Below are 20464 nucleotides of genomic sequence, written 5' to 3' on the forward strand. Positions count from 1 at the left end.
ACGTCATAAAGTTGACGTAAATCCAATGTAAGACATTGCCTGTTAATACTTTAATTAAAGCCTATTCCTGTCCATAAGAAAGGTTTTTGCTCTTTGGCTCAGGGAGTATGTCTTTTTCTGATGCTCTTGATGATATCAATCCATACTTTTTTTAAGTTTGGCTGAGTATTGTCCTGGAAGGGGACGGGCCGACAGGTTTTCATGGCATAAAAGCCAATACGCATGGAGTAGAGTCCAAGCCCGACACCTGTGGCGGCCTGTTTGCTCAGTGTATTGGCAAGTTTGTTGGAGGTAAAATCCATAAGTTGATCCACCAGAATATCTGCACTTGCTGTCATGGCCATCTGTTCTAACAATTGACGGCCCAGTTTGAACCGGCCTGGCAATGTGGGGGCAATACCATAAATTCGGCTGACCTCATCGATCATTTTGAGCGTTCGCCATAGGGAAAGCACCATGTCAGCGGTGACATAAGGGCTTAGTGAGATAAACACAGCATTATCCCGACTGCATCGTGCGATGGATGCCAATGCCTGATTATCCAGTGGGTTGAGGAAATGCTGGCTGATATGGGTCACTGTTTCGTGGTCGTCACAATAATCAGGAAGTGTCTGCAGCGATTTTGCCAGGAGAGCGTCGTGTTGCTGGTTCGAGTAGAAACAGTGTATTTTTTTCAGGAATGATTGCTTGTGGATGGTGCTATGTGTTTCCAGCATTTGGCCTGCCAGCTGACGTAACTCACAGGCACTATTGAGTTTTTTGATGTTATTTAGGTAGCGCCGGGTACTGTTGGCGCAGAGTCCAGCAATCAGTGTCAATAATCCAAGGTAACATAGGGACAGCAGCCAGTGAATGGACTTGAGGTATTGATAGAGCTGGGAGAGCTCCCAGGCGAATACCAGTAGTATCAGTGCCGTGATTCCGGCTAAAGGCAGTTTCCAGGTGCCTGTAGATAAGGCGTTACTATTGATTGGAAAAGGGTTGTCTGGTTGCTGGTGTTCAGCGTCTTCTCCTGTTACTGACTCCGGTATATCGGGATCATTCCCATCAGGCAGTGGTTTAAAATAGCGGTCGTCAGGTGATCTATCGTTCACTGGCATATGTCTCCGATCAATTGGTTAATTAATATATCCAGTCGAATATGGGGAAGCCTGCCACCTTGGGTCAGTTTTAAATTTTTCGGTGGTAACAGGCTTCGCGGCTGCCATCCAGCCAATCGCTGCCAATCAGCTGCTTCAGGGATTTGGTCGGGAAGCTGGGGGTGCCACATCTCACCGTAATGTCCTTCCAGGGTCGTACCGGTTAACCGTTCCTGTCCGTTTATTGTGAATACCGTGGATGATCGGACGGATGCGATGGCTTCACAGGCCACCTGAATATTACAAAAAGAAGCCTTCTGGTAGGCATCCCTGACCAGAGCTGCCGTTAATTGTCTTACGGCCTCATGTTGTCCGGGCAAAACCTGGTCAACCTTTGTGGCGCCAATAATCAGTTGCTCGATTTTGGGCTTAAACAGGCGGGATAACCAGTTATTTTTGCCATAGCTGAATATTTGCATCACCTGCATCAGGGATTGCCGGATATCCTCCAGGGAGTCAGGCCCATGGCTCAGGCCACTGATTACATCAACCAGCACCAGCTGTTTATCAATATCGGTAAGGCATCGTTTAATAAATGGCTTGATCATGGTTTCTGTATACTGCCGGTATCGCCGCTCCAGCTCAGAGAGCCAGCAATTCTCTGGCAAGGGATTGGCTGGTGAGGTGCTGATGGTTTCTATACCCGGTAAAGGAAAAAACACCGGCGTAGACTTTGGTGGTTGCCCGAAGCACAGCATACCAGGTTGAATCAGTGTCAGACCGGCTTTCTTGCGGCAATCATGTATGAACTGACGATAGCTGTTAAAAATACGCTCAAGCGAAGGCTCGGACCAGGGTTCGAGAGGGTTAATAGCAGTGATTTTTGATAGGAATTCACGGGCCAGCTCTTGCCGCGGAGGTTTATTCAGAAGCTGCCGCCATTGGTGCGACCATTGCCGGAAACTCATACCAGCCATTGGAATATCAATGAGCCATTCACCGGGATAGTCATGGATGGCAATCTGTAATTGTTCAAACGGTTTTCGGGCTATTGGGATTAAGTGGCTTTTGGGCTTAAGCCTCAGTTCAAGCAGGCAGGATGTTTCCTGGCTGGTGGGTGCAGGCCATTGGGGTATTGGGGTAGACAGGGCTTCAATTCCGGAAGAATAGGGGAACAGAATATCGCTATTATTCAGGCTTCCCCACCGGGCTCCGAGCATTTGCCCCTGGATAATAGGGGAAAAGGCGGCAAGGGCTGCATTTTGATGATTCAGCAGTTGATAAAGAAGACTGGTGATCAGTGTGGTTTTACCACTACGGCTAAAACCGGTAATACCTACATTTATTCGATTATTGTTGAAACGCTCAAAGGCATGGTGGATGTGGCTGGATGCCGATTTGGACCGGGTTTTGAGCGTGTTCCAAAGACCTGTTTTTCTATCATGGGTGTCACTGTTCAAGGTATCAAACATCGTAATTTGTCTTATACTCTATTGAATGAGCGGGTCAATTATGGCAAGGGAGTTGCAGTATGACGCTATATAACCTGGGTTCAAAGCCTCCTCAAATACAGTTTCAGACAGGTTTGTCCAGAGAAGGGCACTATATGTGGTTCAGGGGACAGCCATTTGTCGCCTGGAACTGTGACTCTCATTGTAATAAGCGCCTTAGGCGTGAACTGGCGGAGAATAACGGTGAATTCACCTGTGACCAGTGCGGTGCTGTTTATCATATTAGGCTTGATGCTAGGGGAGTTACTGTTATACAAAGCCCGTCACTCCGGAATTAATCAGAGAACCCCCCGCCTTTTCTGGAGTGTTTGCGCCTCTTTCTTTGCTTTTCCTTACTTTAAAACACCCAATCCTTAAATAATAATGGGCGATGTAACCCTTTATACAAGAGTATCGGCATGCCAATAAAAAAACAGCTGGTGTGGTTGAGATCAGATCTTCGTATTCATGATAACAGGGCACTGTATTATGCCAGTCAGTCAGGCCCTGTAATGTGCGTGTTTATTGCCTTTCCCAAGCAATGGCAGATACATCGTGATAGTCATAACAAACTTTGGTTTTTTCAGGAAAATTTAGCGGTTTTGAAAGAGCGCCTGGCCTTGTTGAATATTCCGCTGCTGCAAATAGAAGCAAAGACATTCGATCAGGCATCCGTTGCGTTGACTGATTTGGCCAAGCTCCATCAATGTGAAGGCATCTGGTTTAATGATGAGTACGGGGTTAATGAACTGCAAAGGGATGCTCAGGTTCAGCAGGATTTTGCTGCTATTAACAAGGCTTGTACCCGGTTTACGGATCAGTTGTTATTCAAGCCAGGCTCTATTGTTTCAGGTAAGGGGGAGTATTATAAGGTCTTTACCCCCTTTAAAAAGGCACTGTACCGACAGCTGAATACTTCAGACATAGCACCTGTTCCTGCACCCCCTGGACAGGATTCCGGACTTTTTTCGAGCCTCCGCCATTCTGAGTCAAATACCCGTTATACACCGATAAGTCCGGGGGTGACATCACTGTGGCAACCCGGTGAAGATGCTGCCATGACGAGGTTACAGCAGTTTATCGAGCATCAGGCTGAGGGTTATCAAAAAGATCGGGATTACCCAGCCCTTCCAGGTACCAGCATGCTTTCACCCTGGCTCACTGTGGGAGCAATATCCATACGTCAGTGCTTTCACTCTGCGCTTATGGCTAATGGAGGGGAGCTGGATTCGGGCAGTGAGGGTATTACCTGCTGGTTAAGTGAACTGGTCTGGCGGGAGTTCTACCGCCATATACTGGTTGGGTTTCCAAGGCTTTCAAAAGGAAGGGCCTTTGTGGAGAGTACTGAAAAACTACCCTGGCAGCATGATGATAGACTGTTGAGTGCCTGGAAACAGGGGCTAACCGGTTTTCCATTGGTGGATGCAGCCATGCGTCAGCTGGTGGAAAATGGCTGGATGCATAACCGGTTGCGAATGGTATCGGCCATGTTCCTCAGCAAAAACCTGATGCTTGACTGGCGGCTGGGGGAGCGTTTTTTTATGGAACACCTTATTGACGGTGACCTGGCGGCCAATAATGGCGGATGGCAATGGTCTGCCAGTACCGGAACCGATGCTGCACCTTATTTCAGAATGTTTAACCCGGTCAACCAGTCCAGAAAGTTTGACCCTGAGGGAACATTTATTAGAGAGTGGCTGCCTGAACTGAAGGATTTGGATCATAAGCAGATCCACGAACCCTATGGCAAGATCCCGGGTAGGCAGGATCTGGATTATCCTGAACCCATAGTGGATCATAGTGAATCAAGAAAACGGGTACTTGAGGTATTTAAGAGTCTTTCATAAATTGGAAGATTCAAAGAAGATCGCTTTTTTATTGGGTATTTTTCTTATACATTTAACAGTAAGACGTATAAAAAAGGTGAAGTGATGGGAATAGTCAATATACCAGAGCCGGATAAAGAGATTTCCATCGGCATTAGCGCATGTTTGATGGGCCACAAGGTTCGTTATAACGGTGGTCATAAGCGCTCTTCTTTCTGCATGAATACCCTGGATACTTTTTTCAAGCTGGTGCCTGTTTGCCCGGAAGTGGGCATTGGGCTGGGCACTCCCCGTGAACCCGTCAGGCTGGTGGGCGAAATGGGGAATTATTCGGTCTTGGGGACAGACCATCCGGAGTTGGACGTCACCGAGAAGCTGTTCCAGTATGGTTTGGATAAAGCAAAAGAGCTTGACTCTATCTGCGGATATATTCTGATGCAGAAATCACCCAGCTGTGGGATGGAGCGAGTCAAGATTTATCATCCTAATGGTAATCCCAGTGGTTTTAGTGGCAGTGGTATGTTTGCCAAAGCCTTAATGGAAGCCAATCCATTATTGCCTGTGGAAGAAGAGGGCCGATTACATGACCCCGTTTTGAGGGAAAATTTCTTTACCCGAGTTTATGCCTATTACCGTTGGCAGACAGAGGTGAAAACAGCACCTTCACTAGCCACTGTGGGGGAGTTTCATGCGGCCTATAAATACATCCTGATGGCGCATAATCCACAGGACTACGCTGAGCTGGGTCGTGTGGTTGCCCAGGGTAAAGAACTGGGCGTTGAGCGTTTGATGGAAAGTTACTTCAAAGGGTTTATGTCGACGCTTGCCAGGAAAGCCAATAGAAAAAGCCATACTAATGTGATGCTCCACCTGCTGGGGTATATAAAACATTCCGTTGACAGCGAGGATCGGCAAAAAATTCTCAGATTGGTTGAGGAGTATCGTCAGGGGTTAGTGCCTTTGATTGCCCCTGTAACGATGCTCAGGCATTTTCTGGAGAGTCATGGCACAGATTATGTCAAGAAGCAGGCGTACCTCAGACCTTATCCAGAGCATCTTGGTCTCAGAAACCAGATATAGGCAGCCTATGCCGAATAACCCCTAACACGTAGATTGACAGAAATGGGGAAGAGCAAATTATACCATTCCCCATTCCCCATTCCCCATGAGACACTTTTGATATAACTGCATGGCTAAAACGCTTATGAACTATCCTTTTAATAAGGGCTTTCTGAAAATCTGAATTTATGGATTTTTTAGGCAGGTTGTTGAAATAGAAGGAGTAAATATATGGATATTCATGAGCTTAAACGTGAGATCAAAGCTCAAAATGACCTTGAGGTTGGCTTGGTACCTGATGATATGGGTGGGTTTCTATGCCAGATCCGTGGGCGGGGCCTTCATGATTGGCTGAGTCGCACAGGGTCAGAAATGCCCATGACCTTTTATGATATTGCTGATGCCCAGGATTATCTCGGGGCAAAGCTGGACGGGGTCAAACTGGTTATTCCCGATACCCTTTCTTCAACTTCAGACTATCGACCAGATTGGCTTTAGGCGGTATTTGGTAAACCAAACCATAAAATACTACGTATAAATAGTTGTGTGACCATAGGTGTCAGCTATTTATGGGTGAAAGTAATGACTTTACAGAGGCGTGATATCATATTTCCGGTAACGCTATTTTATGATGGTGATTGCCCTATATGTGTTAAAGAGATTCGATGGCTTCAATCTCTGAATGGACAACATAAACTGATATTTGAAAACATCAAAGCCGAAGACTTTCCGCAAAGACATCCAGAGTTACCTATCGCTAATTTGGATAAATTACTTCATGCCCGTCTGGGCAATGAGAGAATAGTGAAAGGTGTTGATGCAACGCTTGCCGCATGGGAGGCGGTGGGTCAGGGATGGATGTTGTCTCCTTTGCGTTGGCCTCTGTTCTCTACGGCTGCCAATATCGCTTATGAATATTTTGCACGAAATCGACATCGACTGGCCGAAAAAATAGCCCCTTTTATTGGTGAGACTGTCTGTGATGACCGGTGTAAAAATAAATAACGCCACTGAGCACATGCCAACTGCCCCTTGACAGGAAACTGAAATGATGGAGTCAACAGTTGAGCCAATGATTGAGGCCATTGTCTTTAATCTTAAAAAAGTAAAACCCCTATATACTGAACTTGATGCTTCCTTGTTTGCCAGGAATGATATCCCGCCTTATTACAGTAGTATTGGTTCCCACCTACGACATACACTGGATATCTTCTGTTGTGTTCTTCAGGGTATGAAATCAGGGGTTGTGGATTTTACTCTGAGGAAACGGGACAGTGAGGTTGAAACCAGACAGGAATCAGGGTATCAATATTTCACTGACACCTGTCTAGCTTTACAACATATCAGCGTGCATCTTTCTTCAGAACCTTTAATGCTGGTGGATGACCTGGGGCTGGGAGAGCTAACCATTCAGACCAATCTCGGATCGATACTGGCTCAGGCTAACAACCATTCCATCCATCACTTTGCCTATATCGGTTATCTTTTGCACTCACTGGGGGTAAAACATCTGGAACTATCATTTGGCTATAATCCGACAACTCCTCCCTCCCGGTCATTCGTCCCTTTGAATACTGGGCAGTAGTATTTTAAAAGCATTTTAAGGCTACTGTTTTTACAATAAGAGCGGTCAAGACGGGAGATTCCTTCTCAGCTTGATTAATCAGAATGATAAAGGCTCTATCAATATCAAAGTCATAGTTTATCTTTTTGTTTTTAATTGAGAATGAAATTTATTTGCAGTTTTCGAACAACAATAATTGCCATTGATATAATTATCAGATTGATACAAATCATTTGTTTTTATAGTCGTTGAGACTGTATTTAAATAAAAAAACACCCATTATTGTCGTAAATCAAATTTTCACTCCTTATAAAGTCACCTCAGACTAATACCGAAAGAGTTGGCCTGATTCCTGCCATTTCTGATGTATCTGTTTGAAATAAAATAAAAGCGGAAAAACGAAGCCTTACCATAATCGAATAAGAACTTTATTAAGGTGGCCGCCGCTGAAATTTTAAGGAGTAGATACAATGGGTGACATCATGCGCCCCATCCCTTTCCGGGAAATGCTGGATCGTATTCACGGAGAATATAAAACCTGTCAGTCTCTGTTCGGTATCCGCACAGACTTGCTGTTCAGGAAAAAGAATGACCAGAGTATTCGGGTCTGCTCTGAAACAGCGACTACTGCCGTAGGGCCTGCTGCGGGTCCCCATACCCAACTGGCTCAGAATATCATCGCTTCCTGGGCGGCGGGTGGCCGCTTTATTGAACTGAAAACTGTCCAGACCTTAGACACCCTTGAGCTGGAAAAGCCCTGTATTGATTCGGAAGATGAGTGCTACAACACTGAATGGTCTACTGAATTTACGCTACCGAAAGCGCACGATGAATACCTGAAAGCCTGGATTATTCTTCATGTACTGGAAGAAATATTTGATCCGGTCATGGTAAATGAACATCGGGAAAAAAACTTTATTTTCAATATGAGCGTCGGTTATGACCTCAAGGGCATCAAAACGGCTCCTATGCAGACCTTCATTGATAATATGATGGACAGCAGTGGTCATGAGAAATTTGCCCGGTATCAGCAGATAGCCAGAGAGTGGTTGAAACGGGATGATATACAGGAAACCTTTAAGTATGCTGACCGGCTGGATTCACTGCTGGGTAGGGTGAATGACATTTCCGGGAAAATAGCCCGTTCTGTCACGCTGTCAACCATGCACGGCTGTCCCCCCCATGAGATTGAAGCGATCTGCCACTATATGTTGACAGAGAAGCATATTAATACCTATGTAAAACTGAATCCAACCCTGCTGGGCTTCCAGAGAGTGCGAGGTATTCTGGACGACAGAGGTTTTAACTACATCGGTCTGAAGGAAGAGTCGTTCAGCCATGACCTGCAAATGGAAGACGCTATTCCCATGCTCCATCGCCTTCGCAAAGTGGGGGCAGATCTGGGGTGTAGTTTTGGTGTAAAGCTCTCTAATACTCTGGGCTGTATCAATAACCGTGGACGGCTGTCGGGCGACGAGATGTATATGTCTGGTCGCTCTCTCTATCCATTAACCATCAATCTGGCTGCCGAGATTGCCAGAGCATTTGATGGAAAAATACCTATATCCTATTCCGGCGGTGCCTGGAAAGGGAACGTGACTGACATTTTTAATGCCGGTATCCGTCCTATAACCATGGCCACAGAGATGTTGAAACCCGGGGGATATATGCGGCTGCGTGACTGCGCGGTGGCTTTGGAAGAAAGTGATAGCTGGGACAGAGAAACAGTGGATGTTCAAGCCTTGCAGGTACTGGCTGAAAAAGCACTTACCGACGATGAATACACCGAGAAAAGCTGGCATGAGACCCCCAGGCGTCAGCAGGCAACATCTCCGCTTATTGATTGCACCATTGCGCCCTGCAAGCAGGCATGTCCCATTGGCCAGGATGCGCCAGAGTATATTCAGTTAGTGGCCAGGGGCGAATATCACCAGGCTTTGAGCCTGATATACGATAAAAACCCGCTTCCAGGTATTACCGGGCATATTTGCGACCACCAGTGTATGTTCAGCTGTTCCCGTAAAGACTACGAAGGTGCAATTCGTATCCGTGATATGAAACGCATTGCCATGGAAAAGGGCTGGGAGGCGTATAAGGCTGCCTGGCAGAAGCCAGTTCAGGAACAGGCTGCCCGCTGTGCTGTAATTGGTGCGGGTCCTGCCGGTTTGTCCGCTGCTTATTTTATGGCTCGTGCAGGATTTCCGGTAGTGGTGTTTGAGAAAGAAAAAGAGGCTGGCGGTATTATTCATAATGTGCTGCCAAACTTCCGGATTCCGGCAGAAGTAATCCGGCAGGATATTGACTTTGTGAAAGCCCACGGTGTTCAGTTTGAATTTGGCTGTGATCCGAAGCTGGATGTTCTAAGTCTCAAAGCCAGCGGATTTGACTATATTTTCCTTGGGATGGGTGCCGAAAAGGGTAATCCTATGCCCTTGGAAGGTGATCGTAGTCGCCTGATACCATCACTGAAATTCCTGCGTCAGTTTAATAAAGCGCCAGAAACCATCAATCTGGGGCGTCGGGTTGTGGTGGTGGGTGGTGGTAACACGGCCATGGACAGTGCCCGTGCTGCCCTGAAAGTGCCAGGGGTGGAATCTGTTCAGGTCGTCTATCGTCGTACAGAGCAGGAAATGCCCGCAGACCATGAAGAGTATTGTAACGCCCTTGATGATGGTGCCCGGTTCCAGTTTCTCACCAACCCGGAAAGCATGACGAAAGATGGCTTGTTGACCTGTCGCATCATGAAGCTGGGAGAGCCTGATACCAGTGGCCGTCGTCGTCCGGTAGCCACTGAAGATGTTTGCACTATGGCGGTGGATACCATCATTACTGCCATAGGTGAACAGGCAGATTCAGGTCTTTTGAGTCAAATGAATATCCCTATGGGCACTGATGGCTGGGCGGCGGTCAATCCCGATAGCAAAGAGACCGGTGTCGAGAATGTGTTCCTGATTGGTGATGTGCATACCGGGCCATCCACTGTGGTGCGCTGTATAGAGGAAGCAAGAAAAGCCACCGATACGGCTATTACACGACATCAGGCTTCACTGCATAAGAATATGGAAGCGCCCTTGGCAGATGAATCCATGATCGCTGCCCGGCGTGGCTTGATTCCAGTGAGCGCTGTATCAGTAGATGATACGGAAGCCTTTGCCCGCCAGGAAGGAGAGCGCTGCCTTGAGTGCAACCACATTTGCAACAAGTGTGTAGATGTTTGTCCAAACCGGGCGAACGTGGCCATTCCGGTTCCCGGCTTTAAAGAAAAGTATCAGGTGCTGCACCTTGATGCCTACTGCAACGAGTGCGGCAATTGTGGTCAGTTCTGTAACTGGCACAGCAAGCCTTACAAGAGCAAATTCACCGTATTCAGCCTTTTGGAAGATTTTGAAAACAACACCAACAGCGGCTTCCTGATTCAGGATGACAAGGTCTGGCTGCGTCATGATGACAGAGTCCATACCCTGAATATCAATGTTATGGGTGAATTCAGTGAGGTTCCCCGTGGCCTGGAAGACCTGACCAGGATCATCGGTCACGTCCACCGGAATCATGCCTACCTATTGGGTAAGGTTTACCAGTAAATAATCTGCGTCATTACTAAATAATGAAGGTGGCTGTGTCACTCAATGGATATGGTCACCCACAAGGATAAATTGTATGTTGCTGATAAAAAATGCCACTGCCGTTCAATTTAATCCTGCAAAGGTGCAGGAGGGGATGGATATCCTGGTTGATGGTAACAGGATTGTCGAAACAGGCTCAGGAATAGACCCATCAAAAGCAGCCCGGATAATAGATGCAAGCCATTGTCTGGTTATGCCGGGGATGGTTTGCAGTCATAATCACTTTTATTCCGGCCTGTCCCGGGGGGTGATGGCTGATATTAAGCCCTGTCCGGACTTTGTCAGCACCCTGAAAAATCTCTGGTGGCGGCTGGACCGTGCCATTGATGAGGAAGTGTTATATTACAGTGGCCTCATTTGTTCCCTTGAAGCAATTAAATCCGGTTGTACCTCTGTTATTGATCACCACGCTTCTCCTTCCTACATCAAAGGCTCCCTCAGCACACTGCGAAACGCTTTCCTTAAAGCGGGTTTGAGAGGGATGACCTGCTTTGAAACCACGGACCGTAATGGTGGCATTAAAGAACTGGAAGCCGGTGTGCAGGAAAACATTGAATTCGCCCATCTGGTGAGCAGTGCCAGAGAGAAAGGCGATGAGCCTTACCTGGTGGAAGCACACATGGGTGCTCATGCGCCATTTACGGTGTCCAATGATGGGTTGGGCCTGTTATCCGATGCAGTTCGTGAGACCGGCAGAGGCCTTCATATTCATGTGGCGGAAGATAAGTATGATGCTTCCTGGAGTCGCCATCATTATGACCAGGAGTTAATTGAACGACTGGATAGCTTTGATTTAATCAACCATAAAACCCTGATTGGTCACGGCACCTACCTATCGGACTCCGATATCGAACTGCTCAATAGCAAAGACGCTTTTCTGGTACACAACTCCCGTTCGAATATGAATAACCATGTGGGATATAACGAACGTCTAACATCCTATAAAAATGTTGCTATTGGTACTGATGGTATTGGCAGCGACATGTTTGAAGAGCTGAAGTTTGCTTTCTTTAAACACCGGGATGCAGGTGGGTCACTCTGGCCTGACAGCTTTGTGAACTTCCTGGATAACGGTAACCGCCTGCTGGAAAGAAATTTTGGAGGCCACTTTGGCCGCCTGGAAACTGGCTATCAGGCAGACCTGGTGATTTATGACTATAACAGTCCAACCCCACTGCAAGCAGAAAATCTGCCGGGTCATATGACTTTTGGTATGAACAGTGGTGGCGTACGAACCGTTATTATTGATGGTTCTATTGTTTATGAGGACGGTCACTATCCGTTTGATGTCAGTGCAGTTTACGCTGAAGCACGGAAGGTGGCTCGACGGCTGTGGACAGGTATGGATAATCTCAGTTGAAATAATTTATCGCCAACCGGGGGAGTGTCACACTCCTTCAGCCGGATACTGAGGAACTCATGTTAAATACTGATGTTGATCTAAAAACCAGAGAAGCTCGGCAGAACTCTCTGCTTGAGCGAATCTTCCAGTTACAAAGACACGGCACCACCGTGAAAATGGAGGTCATTGCAGGCTGCACCACCTTTGTCACAATGTGTTATGTGATATTTGTTATTCCGGAAATGCTCTCTGCCGCCGGAATGGATAGAGGTGCATTATTTGTTGCCACCTGCATTATATCTGCCATCAGCTGCATGGTTATGGGGCTTTACGCCAACTGGCCTGTAGGCTTGGCTCCCGGCATGGGACTTAATGCCTTCTTTGCCTACGCAGTGGTGCAAGGCATGGGATATGCCTGGGAACAGGCGATGGGTGCCGTATTCTGGGGCGGTATCGGTTTTATGCTACTGAGTATTTTCAGGGTTCGGGAGTGGATTGTTGGCAGTATCCCCCAGGGGCTGCGTATTGGCATTACCGCAGGTATTGGCCTGTTCCTTGCGCTCATTGGCCTGAAGAGCGCCGGTATTGTGGTGGCCAACCCCGATACCATTGTGGGTCTTGGCGACATCACCGGTTTTGCCCAGGTGATGGCGAGCCTGAGCCTGTTCCTGATCCTGGCACTGAGTTACCGCAAGATGAAGTCCGCCGTGCTGGTCTCTATCGCCATTATTACCATTATTGCCCTGGTGACCGGACAGGTGCAGTTTACTGGCGTTGTTTCCATGCCTCCCAGTATCAGTCCTGTCTTCGCCAGGCTAGATATTATGGGCGCACTCACACCCGATATGATTGGCGTCATTGTTGCCTTTATGTTTGTTAACCTGTTTGACACCACCGGTACGCTGATCGCCGTAGGCGATAAGGCAGGCCTGGCTGATGAAAACGGTAAAATGGAGAATATGAGCAAGGCGATGGTGACTGATGGCTGTGCCTCCTGGATAGGTGCTGTCGTTGGTGCACCCACCGTCACTACTTATGTTGAAAGTGCTTCTGGTGTGGCCGTGGGAGGGCGTACGGGTCTTACTGCTGTGGTCATCGGCTTACTCTTTCTGCTTTGCCTTTTCCTTTCCCCGCTGGCGGGTATGGTGCCAGGCTACGCGACGGCAGGCGCTTTACTGTATGTGGCAGTATTAATGGCGGGTAGTTTGGGAACCGTGGACTGGGGCGATCTCACTGAAGCGGGTCCGGTTATGATCACCACCATCATGATGCCCCTCAGCTTTTCTATTGCCAATGGTATCGCCCTGGGATTCATCGCTTATCCAGTGATTAAGTTGCTGGCCGGTCGAGTCAATGAGGTCAGTATCAGTGTCTGGGCGCTGGCTATTATGTTTGTCCTTAAATTTGTAGTTTTCGGCATCTAGAGCCGCTAAGTATTAATATCTATACAAGATAAGCGCCTCGTTCCCAGTGCGCTGAAGGTGTCGCGAAAGTGATTGTTATTAACCACGGAGACACAAAGACATGGAGATTTATAGTTTAAAGATACAAAAAACTTTGTGCCTCCGTGTCTCCGTGGTTAAAAAAAAGATAATCAAACGAGTGTTTTAACTTATTAAATAGCTGTATGGATATTCACGCTCCTCTAACACCAAACACATATTCTAAATACGCTTTTTAGATTAATTATTAGAAGGCAAAATATGATCAGGGAATTTTTGCAGCCAGAGACCTTACAAGAGGCTCTGGACATGAAAGAGCAGTACGGTGATCAGGCTGTATATATGGCCAATGGCGCAAGGCTGAATGCTACTCCAACCAGAACGGATAAGACGGTTGCTATAAGTCTTTTTAACCTCCGGCTTGACAGTATTCAACAGACAGACAAAAGCTGGAAAATCGGTGCCATGATAACCCTTCAGGGCATCATTGATTCTCCGGAACTGCCAGAAGGTCTTCGGGAAGCAGCGGGACTGATTTTCAGCCGTAATCTAAGAAACCAGGCAACTATCGGTGGCGAGATTGCTATTAATAGTCTGGACTGCCAGATCCTACCGGCGTTGCTGGCCATGGGGGCAGAGCTGGAACTCGCTGAAGGGGGGCGGATCTCAGTAGAAGCCTGGCAGCAGCAGCCGCAAGGCCTGATTACCGCCATTTTTATTCCCACAAATATCAGCTATTGCCGGAATAAGAAAATAGCCAAAAGCTGTGCAGGCCTGCCCATTGTCAGCGCAGCACTGGCTGTGACTGAAAAAGCAGGAAAACAATACTTTGGTCTGGCGTTATCCGGTGTGTCAGCAAGGGCTATCCGTCTTCATGATGTTGAAGCCCTGATGAATGAAGACAGTCCTATTGAACGTGCAGTGATTGAAAAAGCTGTTAGCCAGTCAGTTTTTCCTGAAACGAACCATCTGGGCAGTGCGGAATATAAACAACACATCAGCGGTGTTCTGGTTGGCATGCTGATGGAAACGTTTAACGGATGGAGTAACTGATTGTGGAAATCGTCTTTACCCTCAATAGCAAGCAGAAAACGATTCAGGCAGAAGCGGGAGAAAATGTTCAGGCACTGCTAAAGCGTCTGGGGATGAATTCTGTCAGAAACAGTGATGACGGTTTTGGTTTTGCAGGTTCTGATACTATCCTGCTTGATGGGCATACAGTCAATGCTTCTCTGTTAATTGCGGCGCAGCTGCAGGGACGGGAAGTGGTTACCCCGGAATCTTTAAATGAGTACGGAAAACTTCACCCGGTACAATCTGCGCTGATTGATGCCGGTGTTATTCAGTCTGGCTATAATGATCCGGCTCTCGCTCTTCTTATTTCAGATCTGCTGAAGCGTCATCCTGATCCTTCCAGAGCCGAAGTCATCGATACCCTATCGTCTATATTTCTGCGGGAAAGCGCCTATCAGCAGGTATTTGATGCGGTAGATATCGCCCGCCAGCGAATGGCAGACCCGGAATATGTTAGTCATCATGTTCCTTCCTTTGCCGGTGATTACCGGCAGGTGGGCAAGCCCGGTGGCAAGGTGGATGCAGAGCGCTCTATCAAGGCAGAGCCTTGCTTTGTTGAAGATTTTGTGGCCCCTGATGCCTGCGTATTAAAGATGCTTCGCAGTCCCCACGCCCATGCCTTTATCTCAGGTATTGATACCCGAAAAGCTGAAGCCATGCCCGGGGTGGTGGCTGTATTTGACTACCGTAACTGCCCCGATGTTTATTATACGCCGGGAGGCCAGACAGCACCGGAACCATCGCCCCTTGACCGTCGTATGTTTGGGCAGAAGATGCGTCACTATGGTGACCGTGTAGCAGCCGTGGTTGCAGAAACAGAAGGTCAGGCGGAAGCGGCCCTGAAAACCATCAAGGTTGAATATGAGGTACTCAAGCCGGTACTTTCCATCGCTGAAGCTATGGCAGAGGATGCGCCTGTGGTTCATAACGGTGTTATCAGCTATGGCGTGGGTGCTCCGGATAACCTGGAGGAGCAGAATAAATCATCCGATCCCCGTGATGGTCGGATTCATTTTAATTTCCCCTTTGGTGGTGACCCCAAAAAGAATATTGCAGCCCGTGGACATGGTGAAATCGGTGATATTGACAAAGGTTTTGCCGAAGCTGATGTCATTTTAGAAAGATCCTACCAGTCCCGTCAGGCTCAGCAGCTGCCACCGGAACAGCACCTCTGCTACACCTATATGGAAGGTGATCGCATTATTGTTCGCGCAGCGACCCAGGTGCCCTGGCATGTTCGCCGGAAGATCGCCATTGTGCTGGGTATCAGGCAGAACAAGGTTCATGTCATAAAAGAGCGTTTGGGTGGCGGCTTTGGCTCCAAGCAGGATATTCTGGTTGAAGAAGTCTGTGCCTTCGCCACTCACAGCACGGGTCGTCCAGTTTTATTCCGTCACACCCGTGAAGAAGAGTTTATTGCTACGTCTACACGGCATGTGGCGGAAATTGATATCAGGATGGGTGCAAAGAATGATGGCACCATTACCGCTTTTGATGTGAACTATCGCTTTAATACTGGCCCTTACGGCAATCATTCCCTGACGGTTCCCTGTAATGCTCCGGCTATTTCACTGCCTCTTTATCCTTGCCCTAATGTCCGTTTCAAGGTTGATACCTACTATTCCAATATTGTTCCTACCGGAGCCTATCAGGGCTATGGCGGCCCTAAGGGTAATTTTGCCGTGCAGATGATCGTTGCGGAGATGGCTGATGTCCTGGGCATTGATCACCTGGACATGATTGAGAGGAACCGGGTCCATGAAGGACAGCGATTGGATCTGTTGGGTAAAGTAGGTGAAGGTAAGCTGCCCAGTGCTGTTCCTGTGGCGCACAGTTGTGCCCTGGGTCGTATTCTGGAAGAAGGGGCAGCGAATTTTGGCTGGCATGATCCCAAGGAGGACAGCGATAACCTTCATATCAAGGTAGGTCGTGGCATAGCCACCATGCAACAAAAGTCAGGTATTCCTGATATTGATCAGGCCAATGCCTGGGTCAAACTGGCATCAGACGGTACTTTGATCGTTCATTCTGGCGGCGCAGATATCGGTACCGGGCTGGATACGGTGGTGACCAAACTGACGGCAGAAGTACTTTGCACCGAACTTTCCGAGATCCATGTAGTTTCCGGTGATACCGACCACTGTCTGTTTGATAAAGGTGCTTATGCCTCCAGTGGTACCTGCTTCTCAGGCAATGCCGCTAAACAGGCGGCTGAAGATTTGCGTTGCAAGATTCTGGACACCGCAGCGCATCTATTGAAAGAGACTGTTGAAGAGTTAACCGTCGAATACCCTGGCCTGGTGAAAGGCAGTAAAGGCTCTATCAGCTTCGGTGATATTGCGCACTATGCGGAAAGTGGTACCGGTTGTGGTCAGCTTATGGGGCAGGGTAGCTTTATTACCAGTGAGTTTGCCTTCCCCTATGGTGCCAACTTCGCCGAAGTGGCAGTGGATACCCGCACCGGTAAAGTTTCTCTGCGTAAGTTCCATGCGCTACTGGATTGCGGTACGCCTATCAATCCGGAACTGGCTTTGGGACAGATTTATGGTGCCAGTATGCGTGCCATTGGTCATACCCTTCAGGAGGCTATTGAATATGACGATGAAGGTCGTGTGGTGAATGCCAACTTTGCTGACTATGGTGCGCCTATGGTGGGTGACCTTCCTGAGGAATTCCTGGCGACCCTGGTACCCAGCAATGACCCTGTGGGGCCTTTCGGGGCGAAATCCGTATCTGAAATCAGTGTGAATGCGGCAGCACCAGCGATTGCTTCTGCGATTCATGATGCCACAGGTGTCTGGATCAGGGACTGGCATATCACACCGGAAAAGATGTTGAAGGCATTAAAGGAAAGCGTCATGTAGCCCATGACGTTTGTTAACGCAAAAGTTCGCCGCAACAGCACAGGAATACCAACGCTGCATGGTAAAGGCAGTGAATCAAAAGTTTTAAGAAAAATATAAAGGTACAGACCATTATAATGTTTTCAAATACAATTAAAGCGGTCAGGGGCGCTTTGCTGGATGTTCGTCAGGTCGTTCACAGCCCAACAGAATTGGAAGACAATCTTCGCTATATTAGCGACGGATTAATGGTGATTGATCAGGGGAAAGTAGCTTGGCATGGCACCTGGGATAAGGGTAGGGTGTTATTACCGGAAGATATTCGTATTTGCGATTATCGGGGGAAATTAATTGTACCCGGATTTATTGATACCCATATCCATTATCCGCAAATGGAAACCGTCGGTGCTTATGGTGAGCAGCTTATTGAATGGCTCAATACCTATATTTTTCCAACCGAGCAGAAATACGCGAACAAACGCTATGCCAGGGAAATGGCCGGACTATTTGTTTGTGAATTATTGAAAAATGGCACTACCACGGCCATGGTGTTCTGTAGCGTTTATCCTGAATCTGTGGATGCTCTGTTCGAAGAGTGCGATCGTCGCAATATGCGGATAATATCTGGTAAAGTAATGATGGATCGAAATGCGCCGGAAGCATTGCAGGATACACCGGAAAGCAGTTACCTGGATTCAAGGCGATTGTTGCAGAAGTGGCATAAACGCAACCGGTTGCTGTATGCCATTACTCCAAGGTTTGCCCCTACGTCCTCTCCGGAACAACTTGAGAAGGCCATGGCACTTCGGGAAGAGTTCCCTGACGCCTATGTTCAGACCCATCTTTCAGAAAATGAAAACGAAGTGAAGTGGGTTAAAACACTCTATCCGGAGCGTAAAGGGTATCTGGACGTCTATAACCATTATGGCTTAACGGGTGAACGGTCGATTTATGCCCACTGCATTCATCTCAGCGGTGAAGAGTGGCAGACCATGGCTGAAACGGATTCATCCATTGCCTTTTGTCCAACGTCCAATATGTATCTGGGCAGTGGTTTGTTCAACTATCGCAAGGCTATTAATAAGGGTATACGTGTGGGTATGGCGACAGATATTGGTGCTGGTACCTCATTCAGCCTGTTTGAAACCCTGAATGAAGCCTATAAAGTGGTGCAGCTTCAGAAAGAAAAACTGCCCGCACTGGAAGGTTTCTACCGGGCCACTCTGGGTGGTGCCCATACGCTATTTCTGGCCGATCTCATTGGTAACTTTGATATTGGCAAAGAGGCAGACTTTGTTGTGCTTGATCCTGTGGCCACCCAGGTTCAGCAGTTGCGTTGGGATAATTCAAAGACTCTGGATGAAAAACTATTTGTTTTAATGACATTAGGCGATGACAGGAATATATATCGGACTTACGTCGATGGGAGTCTGGTTTATTCTTGTACGAGATAGGTTATCCAGGTTAGATTCTTTTGAGACAGATGCTCCTTCCTTAGGGAGAATGTAATGCACGATAATCGAAGAAGTCCAGGCGCTTATTGGGGGCTTTAACATACTGGGAAGGCTCATTAGCTTTTGCGCCACATTTGCGGAAAAGGACTAAAATTAAAACCATTCATGACCAAAGGTCTTCATGGGGTGTATGGTTTGGTTCGCTTATGGTTATCGGTACAAGCAGTCCTGTTTTTCGGCTCTATGGTTTTTTGTTTCTTTGCTTTAGCACAAAACTTGCCATCAACAGTTGAATTAGTTCAACCTATTGGACAGCAGGTTGAACTGATTAATAAGCGACTTGCTTACGACAGCCCCAAGATCCGGTTTCAAAACACAAAGGATGAAAGTGGCTGTAGATACCTTTATGCTGATGGCATGTTAGTTCTGTCAAAGCCTTTAGAATTTAAAAATGTAGCAGAGCTAAATCGTGTTATGGGTTATTTCAAAGAGTCCACGCCTTTGGGAGAGCGGGTCTGCTTTAGAAAAAATACAATAATGCTGTCAGCAGAGCCAGCATTTCCAGTCCCCTATCTCATTTACATTCGTGATGATTTTGGCATAAAAAACCTTATGGAAGGTATCGGTGTGATACTACAACTTGATATTTCTAACCTCCCACCTACCTCTCAGGGATTTTATCTATGTGGTATTGTTGCGGGTGAAGAAATGCAGGATTTAGCCAGTTATGGTTTTCATGGAGAAAACTGTGAATTGAAACGAAAGTTAAGAATTACTGGTATGCAGAAGCCACAGAAAGTGCATATCACTAGCTTTAAAGGAACTCGCCAATGTACAGGAGGAAGGAAGGCTGGCAATCAAACTTATAGCGCTCAATCAGGAAAATCACAAAAAAGAGGAACTAACAGTTCTTATGATTACCAATGCTTATGGCAGGCTTGTGGAGGAGGAGCTTGTGGAGGAGGGGATGATAGAGAGCCGGATAGGGGCAGATATAACCACACATATCAAACAGGGGATAACTACAATAAACTAACCTCTAGCCAAATCAAAAAGTTAAAGGGTGAATTAACAGCATTTAATAAAGAACATGATTCAGGTGATGATTTATCAGGCAGAAGGGGAAAAATAGAAAAATGGCTAAATTTTGCAAGTGACTCCCAGCTTGCAGAGATAAGGAAATGGGATGAATATTTTTCATACTTTGTTAATGTGAAATATGATGAACAGAAGCAGGAAGCTGACTCTTGGTCTTTTTCTGATTTTATAGTTAATCTCTATGAATTAGAGAAAGAGTTGGCAAAGGGGCATGAGTATTGTGAAAAAGTAAAATACCAGAGAGAAGTTCAAGCTGATTTTAATAAACTTGTTGACCATGCTGCCATGGAGCATAAATTGAAGCATCATAAAGAGTGTATTTCAAAGCATTATAGACTTACCTGGAAACAAGCGGTAACGTTAAAATTTATAGAAGACTTTCTGGTTGATTATGATGATAAAGAAATAGCGGTAAATGTTCTCGTTTTAACCTCTGGACGGGTTAAGCAATATATTCAACCAGAGTATTTAAGAGTGGTAAATCCCACACTTTAAAAGAAGAAAGGGATATTCATTAATATGTAGTAGTCACAATCTGACCTGACACTTACCCGACTCAAGTCGTTTGTA

General features: G+C 47.0%; 14 protein-coding genes. 12 read left to right on the forward strand and 2 right to left on the reverse strand.

Going from position 1 to position 20464, the window contains the following annotated elements; translation table 11 throughout:
• Positions 1-98: 98 nt before the first annotated feature.
• Complete coding sequence (locus tag MJ595_RS16170) at positions 99-1094, reverse strand: TIGR01620 family protein (protein ID WP_263079010.1); 996 nt, start codon at positions 1092-1094, stop codon at positions 99-101.
• Positions 1091-2551, reverse strand: a complete 1461-nt coding sequence (locus tag MJ595_RS16175) for a YcjX family protein (protein ID WP_263079011.1) — start codon at positions 2549-2551, stop codon at positions 1091-1093. Before MJ595_RS16175 ends, MJ595_RS16170 begins: the two co-directional genes overlap by 4 nt.
• Before the next feature lie 443 nt (positions 2552-2994).
• Here MJ595_RS16175 and phrB point away from each other — a divergent pair, with 443 nt between their 5' ends.
• From phrB to MJ595_RS16235, 12 genes are all read left to right on the forward strand, one after another.
• On the forward strand, positions 2995-4416 hold the full coding sequence (gene phrB / locus MJ595_RS16180) for a deoxyribodipyrimidine photo-lyase (protein WP_263322530.1): 1422 nt from the start codon (positions 2995-2997) through the stop codon (positions 4414-4416).
• An 84-nt stretch (positions 4417-4500) separates the two neighbouring features.
• Positions 4501-5475, forward strand: a complete 975-nt coding sequence (locus tag MJ595_RS16185; protein WP_263079012.1) for a DUF523 and DUF1722 domain-containing protein — start codon at positions 4501-4503, stop codon at positions 5473-5475.
• A gap of 210 nt (positions 5476-5685) precedes the next feature.
• Positions 5686-5952, forward strand: coding sequence for a hypothetical protein (locus MJ595_RS16190; protein ID WP_263079013.1), 267 nt, complete (start codon positions 5686-5688; stop codon positions 5950-5952).
• 84 nt (positions 5953-6036) lie between these two features.
• Complete coding sequence (locus MJ595_RS16195; protein WP_263079015.1) at positions 6037-6459, forward strand: DUF393 domain-containing protein; 423 nt, start codon at positions 6037-6039, stop codon at positions 6457-6459.
• Positions 6460-6502: 43 nt separating this feature from the next.
• Positions 6503-7039, forward strand: coding sequence for a hypothetical protein (locus MJ595_RS16200; protein WP_263079016.1), 537 nt, complete (start codon positions 6503-6505; stop codon positions 7037-7039).
• 449 nt (positions 7040-7488) lie between these two features.
• A complete protein-coding gene (ygfK, locus tag MJ595_RS16205; protein WP_263079017.1) occupies positions 7489-10599 on the forward strand; it encodes a putative selenate reductase subunit YgfK in 3111 nt (1036 codons plus the stop codon).
• A gap of 76 nt (positions 10600-10675) precedes the next feature.
• Complete coding sequence (ssnA, locus tag MJ595_RS16210; protein WP_263079018.1) at positions 10676-12001, forward strand: putative aminohydrolase SsnA; 1326 nt, start codon at positions 10676-10678, stop codon at positions 11999-12001.
• Positions 12002-12060: 59 nt separating this feature from the next.
• On the forward strand, positions 12061-13407 hold the full coding sequence (locus MJ595_RS16215; protein ID WP_263079019.1) for an NCS2 family permease: 1347 nt from the start codon (positions 12061-12063) through the stop codon (positions 13405-13407).
• A gap of 279 nt (positions 13408-13686) precedes the next feature.
• A complete protein-coding gene (gene ygfM, locus MJ595_RS16220) occupies positions 13687-14478 on the forward strand; it encodes a molybdopterin-dependent oxidoreductase FAD-binding subunit (RefSeq protein WP_263079020.1) in 792 nt (263 codons plus the stop codon).
• 2 nt (positions 14479-14480) lie between these two features.
• Positions 14481-17363 (forward strand): molybdopterin-dependent oxidoreductase Mo/Fe-S-binding subunit, encoded by a 2883-nt coding sequence (locus MJ595_RS16225; protein ID WP_263079022.1) that lies wholly within the window; start codon positions 14481-14483, stop codon positions 17361-17363.
• 116 nt (positions 17364-17479) lie between these two features.
• The gene (gene guaD / locus MJ595_RS16230; RefSeq protein WP_263079023.1) at positions 17480-18796 is read left to right on the forward strand and encodes a guanine deaminase; all 1317 of its coding nucleotides are present in this window, start codon (positions 17480-17482) and stop codon (positions 18794-18796) included.
• Between the two features lie 165 nt (positions 18797-18961).
• Positions 18962-20389, forward strand: a complete 1428-nt coding sequence (locus MJ595_RS16235) for a hypothetical protein (RefSeq protein WP_263079024.1) — start codon at positions 18962-18964, stop codon at positions 20387-20389.
• Positions 20390-20464: the final 75 nt, after the last annotated feature.

Source organism: Endozoicomonas sp. Mp262, from assembly GCF_025643335.1.
Taxonomy (GTDB): domain Bacteria; phylum Pseudomonadota; class Gammaproteobacteria; order Pseudomonadales; family Endozoicomonadaceae; genus Endonucleibacter.

Coding starts and splice junctions, on each gene's coding strand:
- MJ595_RS16175 (WP_263079011.1), bottom strand. CDS start 2,551: ATGTTTGATACCTTGAACAGTGACACCCATGATAGAAAAACAGGTCTT.
- MJ595_RS16185 (WP_263079012.1), top strand. CDS start 4,501: ATGGGAATAGTCAATATACCAGAGCCGGATAAAGAGATTTCCATCGGC.
- MJ595_RS16190 (WP_263079013.1), top strand. CDS start 5,686: ATGGATATTCATGAGCTTAAACGTGAGATCAAAGCTCAAAATGACCTT.
- MJ595_RS16195 (WP_263079015.1), top strand. CDS start 6,037: ATGACTTTACAGAGGCGTGATATCATATTTCCGGTAACGCTATTTTAT.
- MJ595_RS16200 (WP_263079016.1), top strand. CDS start 6,503: ATGATGGAGTCAACAGTTGAGCCAATGATTGAGGCCATTGTCTTTAAT.
- ygfK (WP_263079017.1), top strand. CDS start 7,489: ATGGGTGACATCATGCGCCCCATCCCTTTCCGGGAAATGCTGGATCGT.
- ssnA (WP_263079018.1), top strand. CDS start 10,676: ATGTTGCTGATAAAAAATGCCACTGCCGTTCAATTTAATCCTGCAAAG.
- MJ595_RS16215 (WP_263079019.1), top strand. CDS start 12,061: ATGTTAAATACTGATGTTGATCTAAAAACCAGAGAAGCTCGGCAGAAC.
- ygfM (WP_263079020.1), top strand. CDS start 13,687: ATGATCAGGGAATTTTTGCAGCCAGAGACCTTACAAGAGGCTCTGGAC.
- guaD (WP_263079023.1), top strand. CDS start 17,480: ATGTTTTCAAATACAATTAAAGCGGTCAGGGGCGCTTTGCTGGATGTT.
- MJ595_RS16235 (WP_263079024.1), top strand. CDS start 18,962: ATGACCAAAGGTCTTCATGGGGTGTATGGTTTGGTTCGCTTATGGTTA.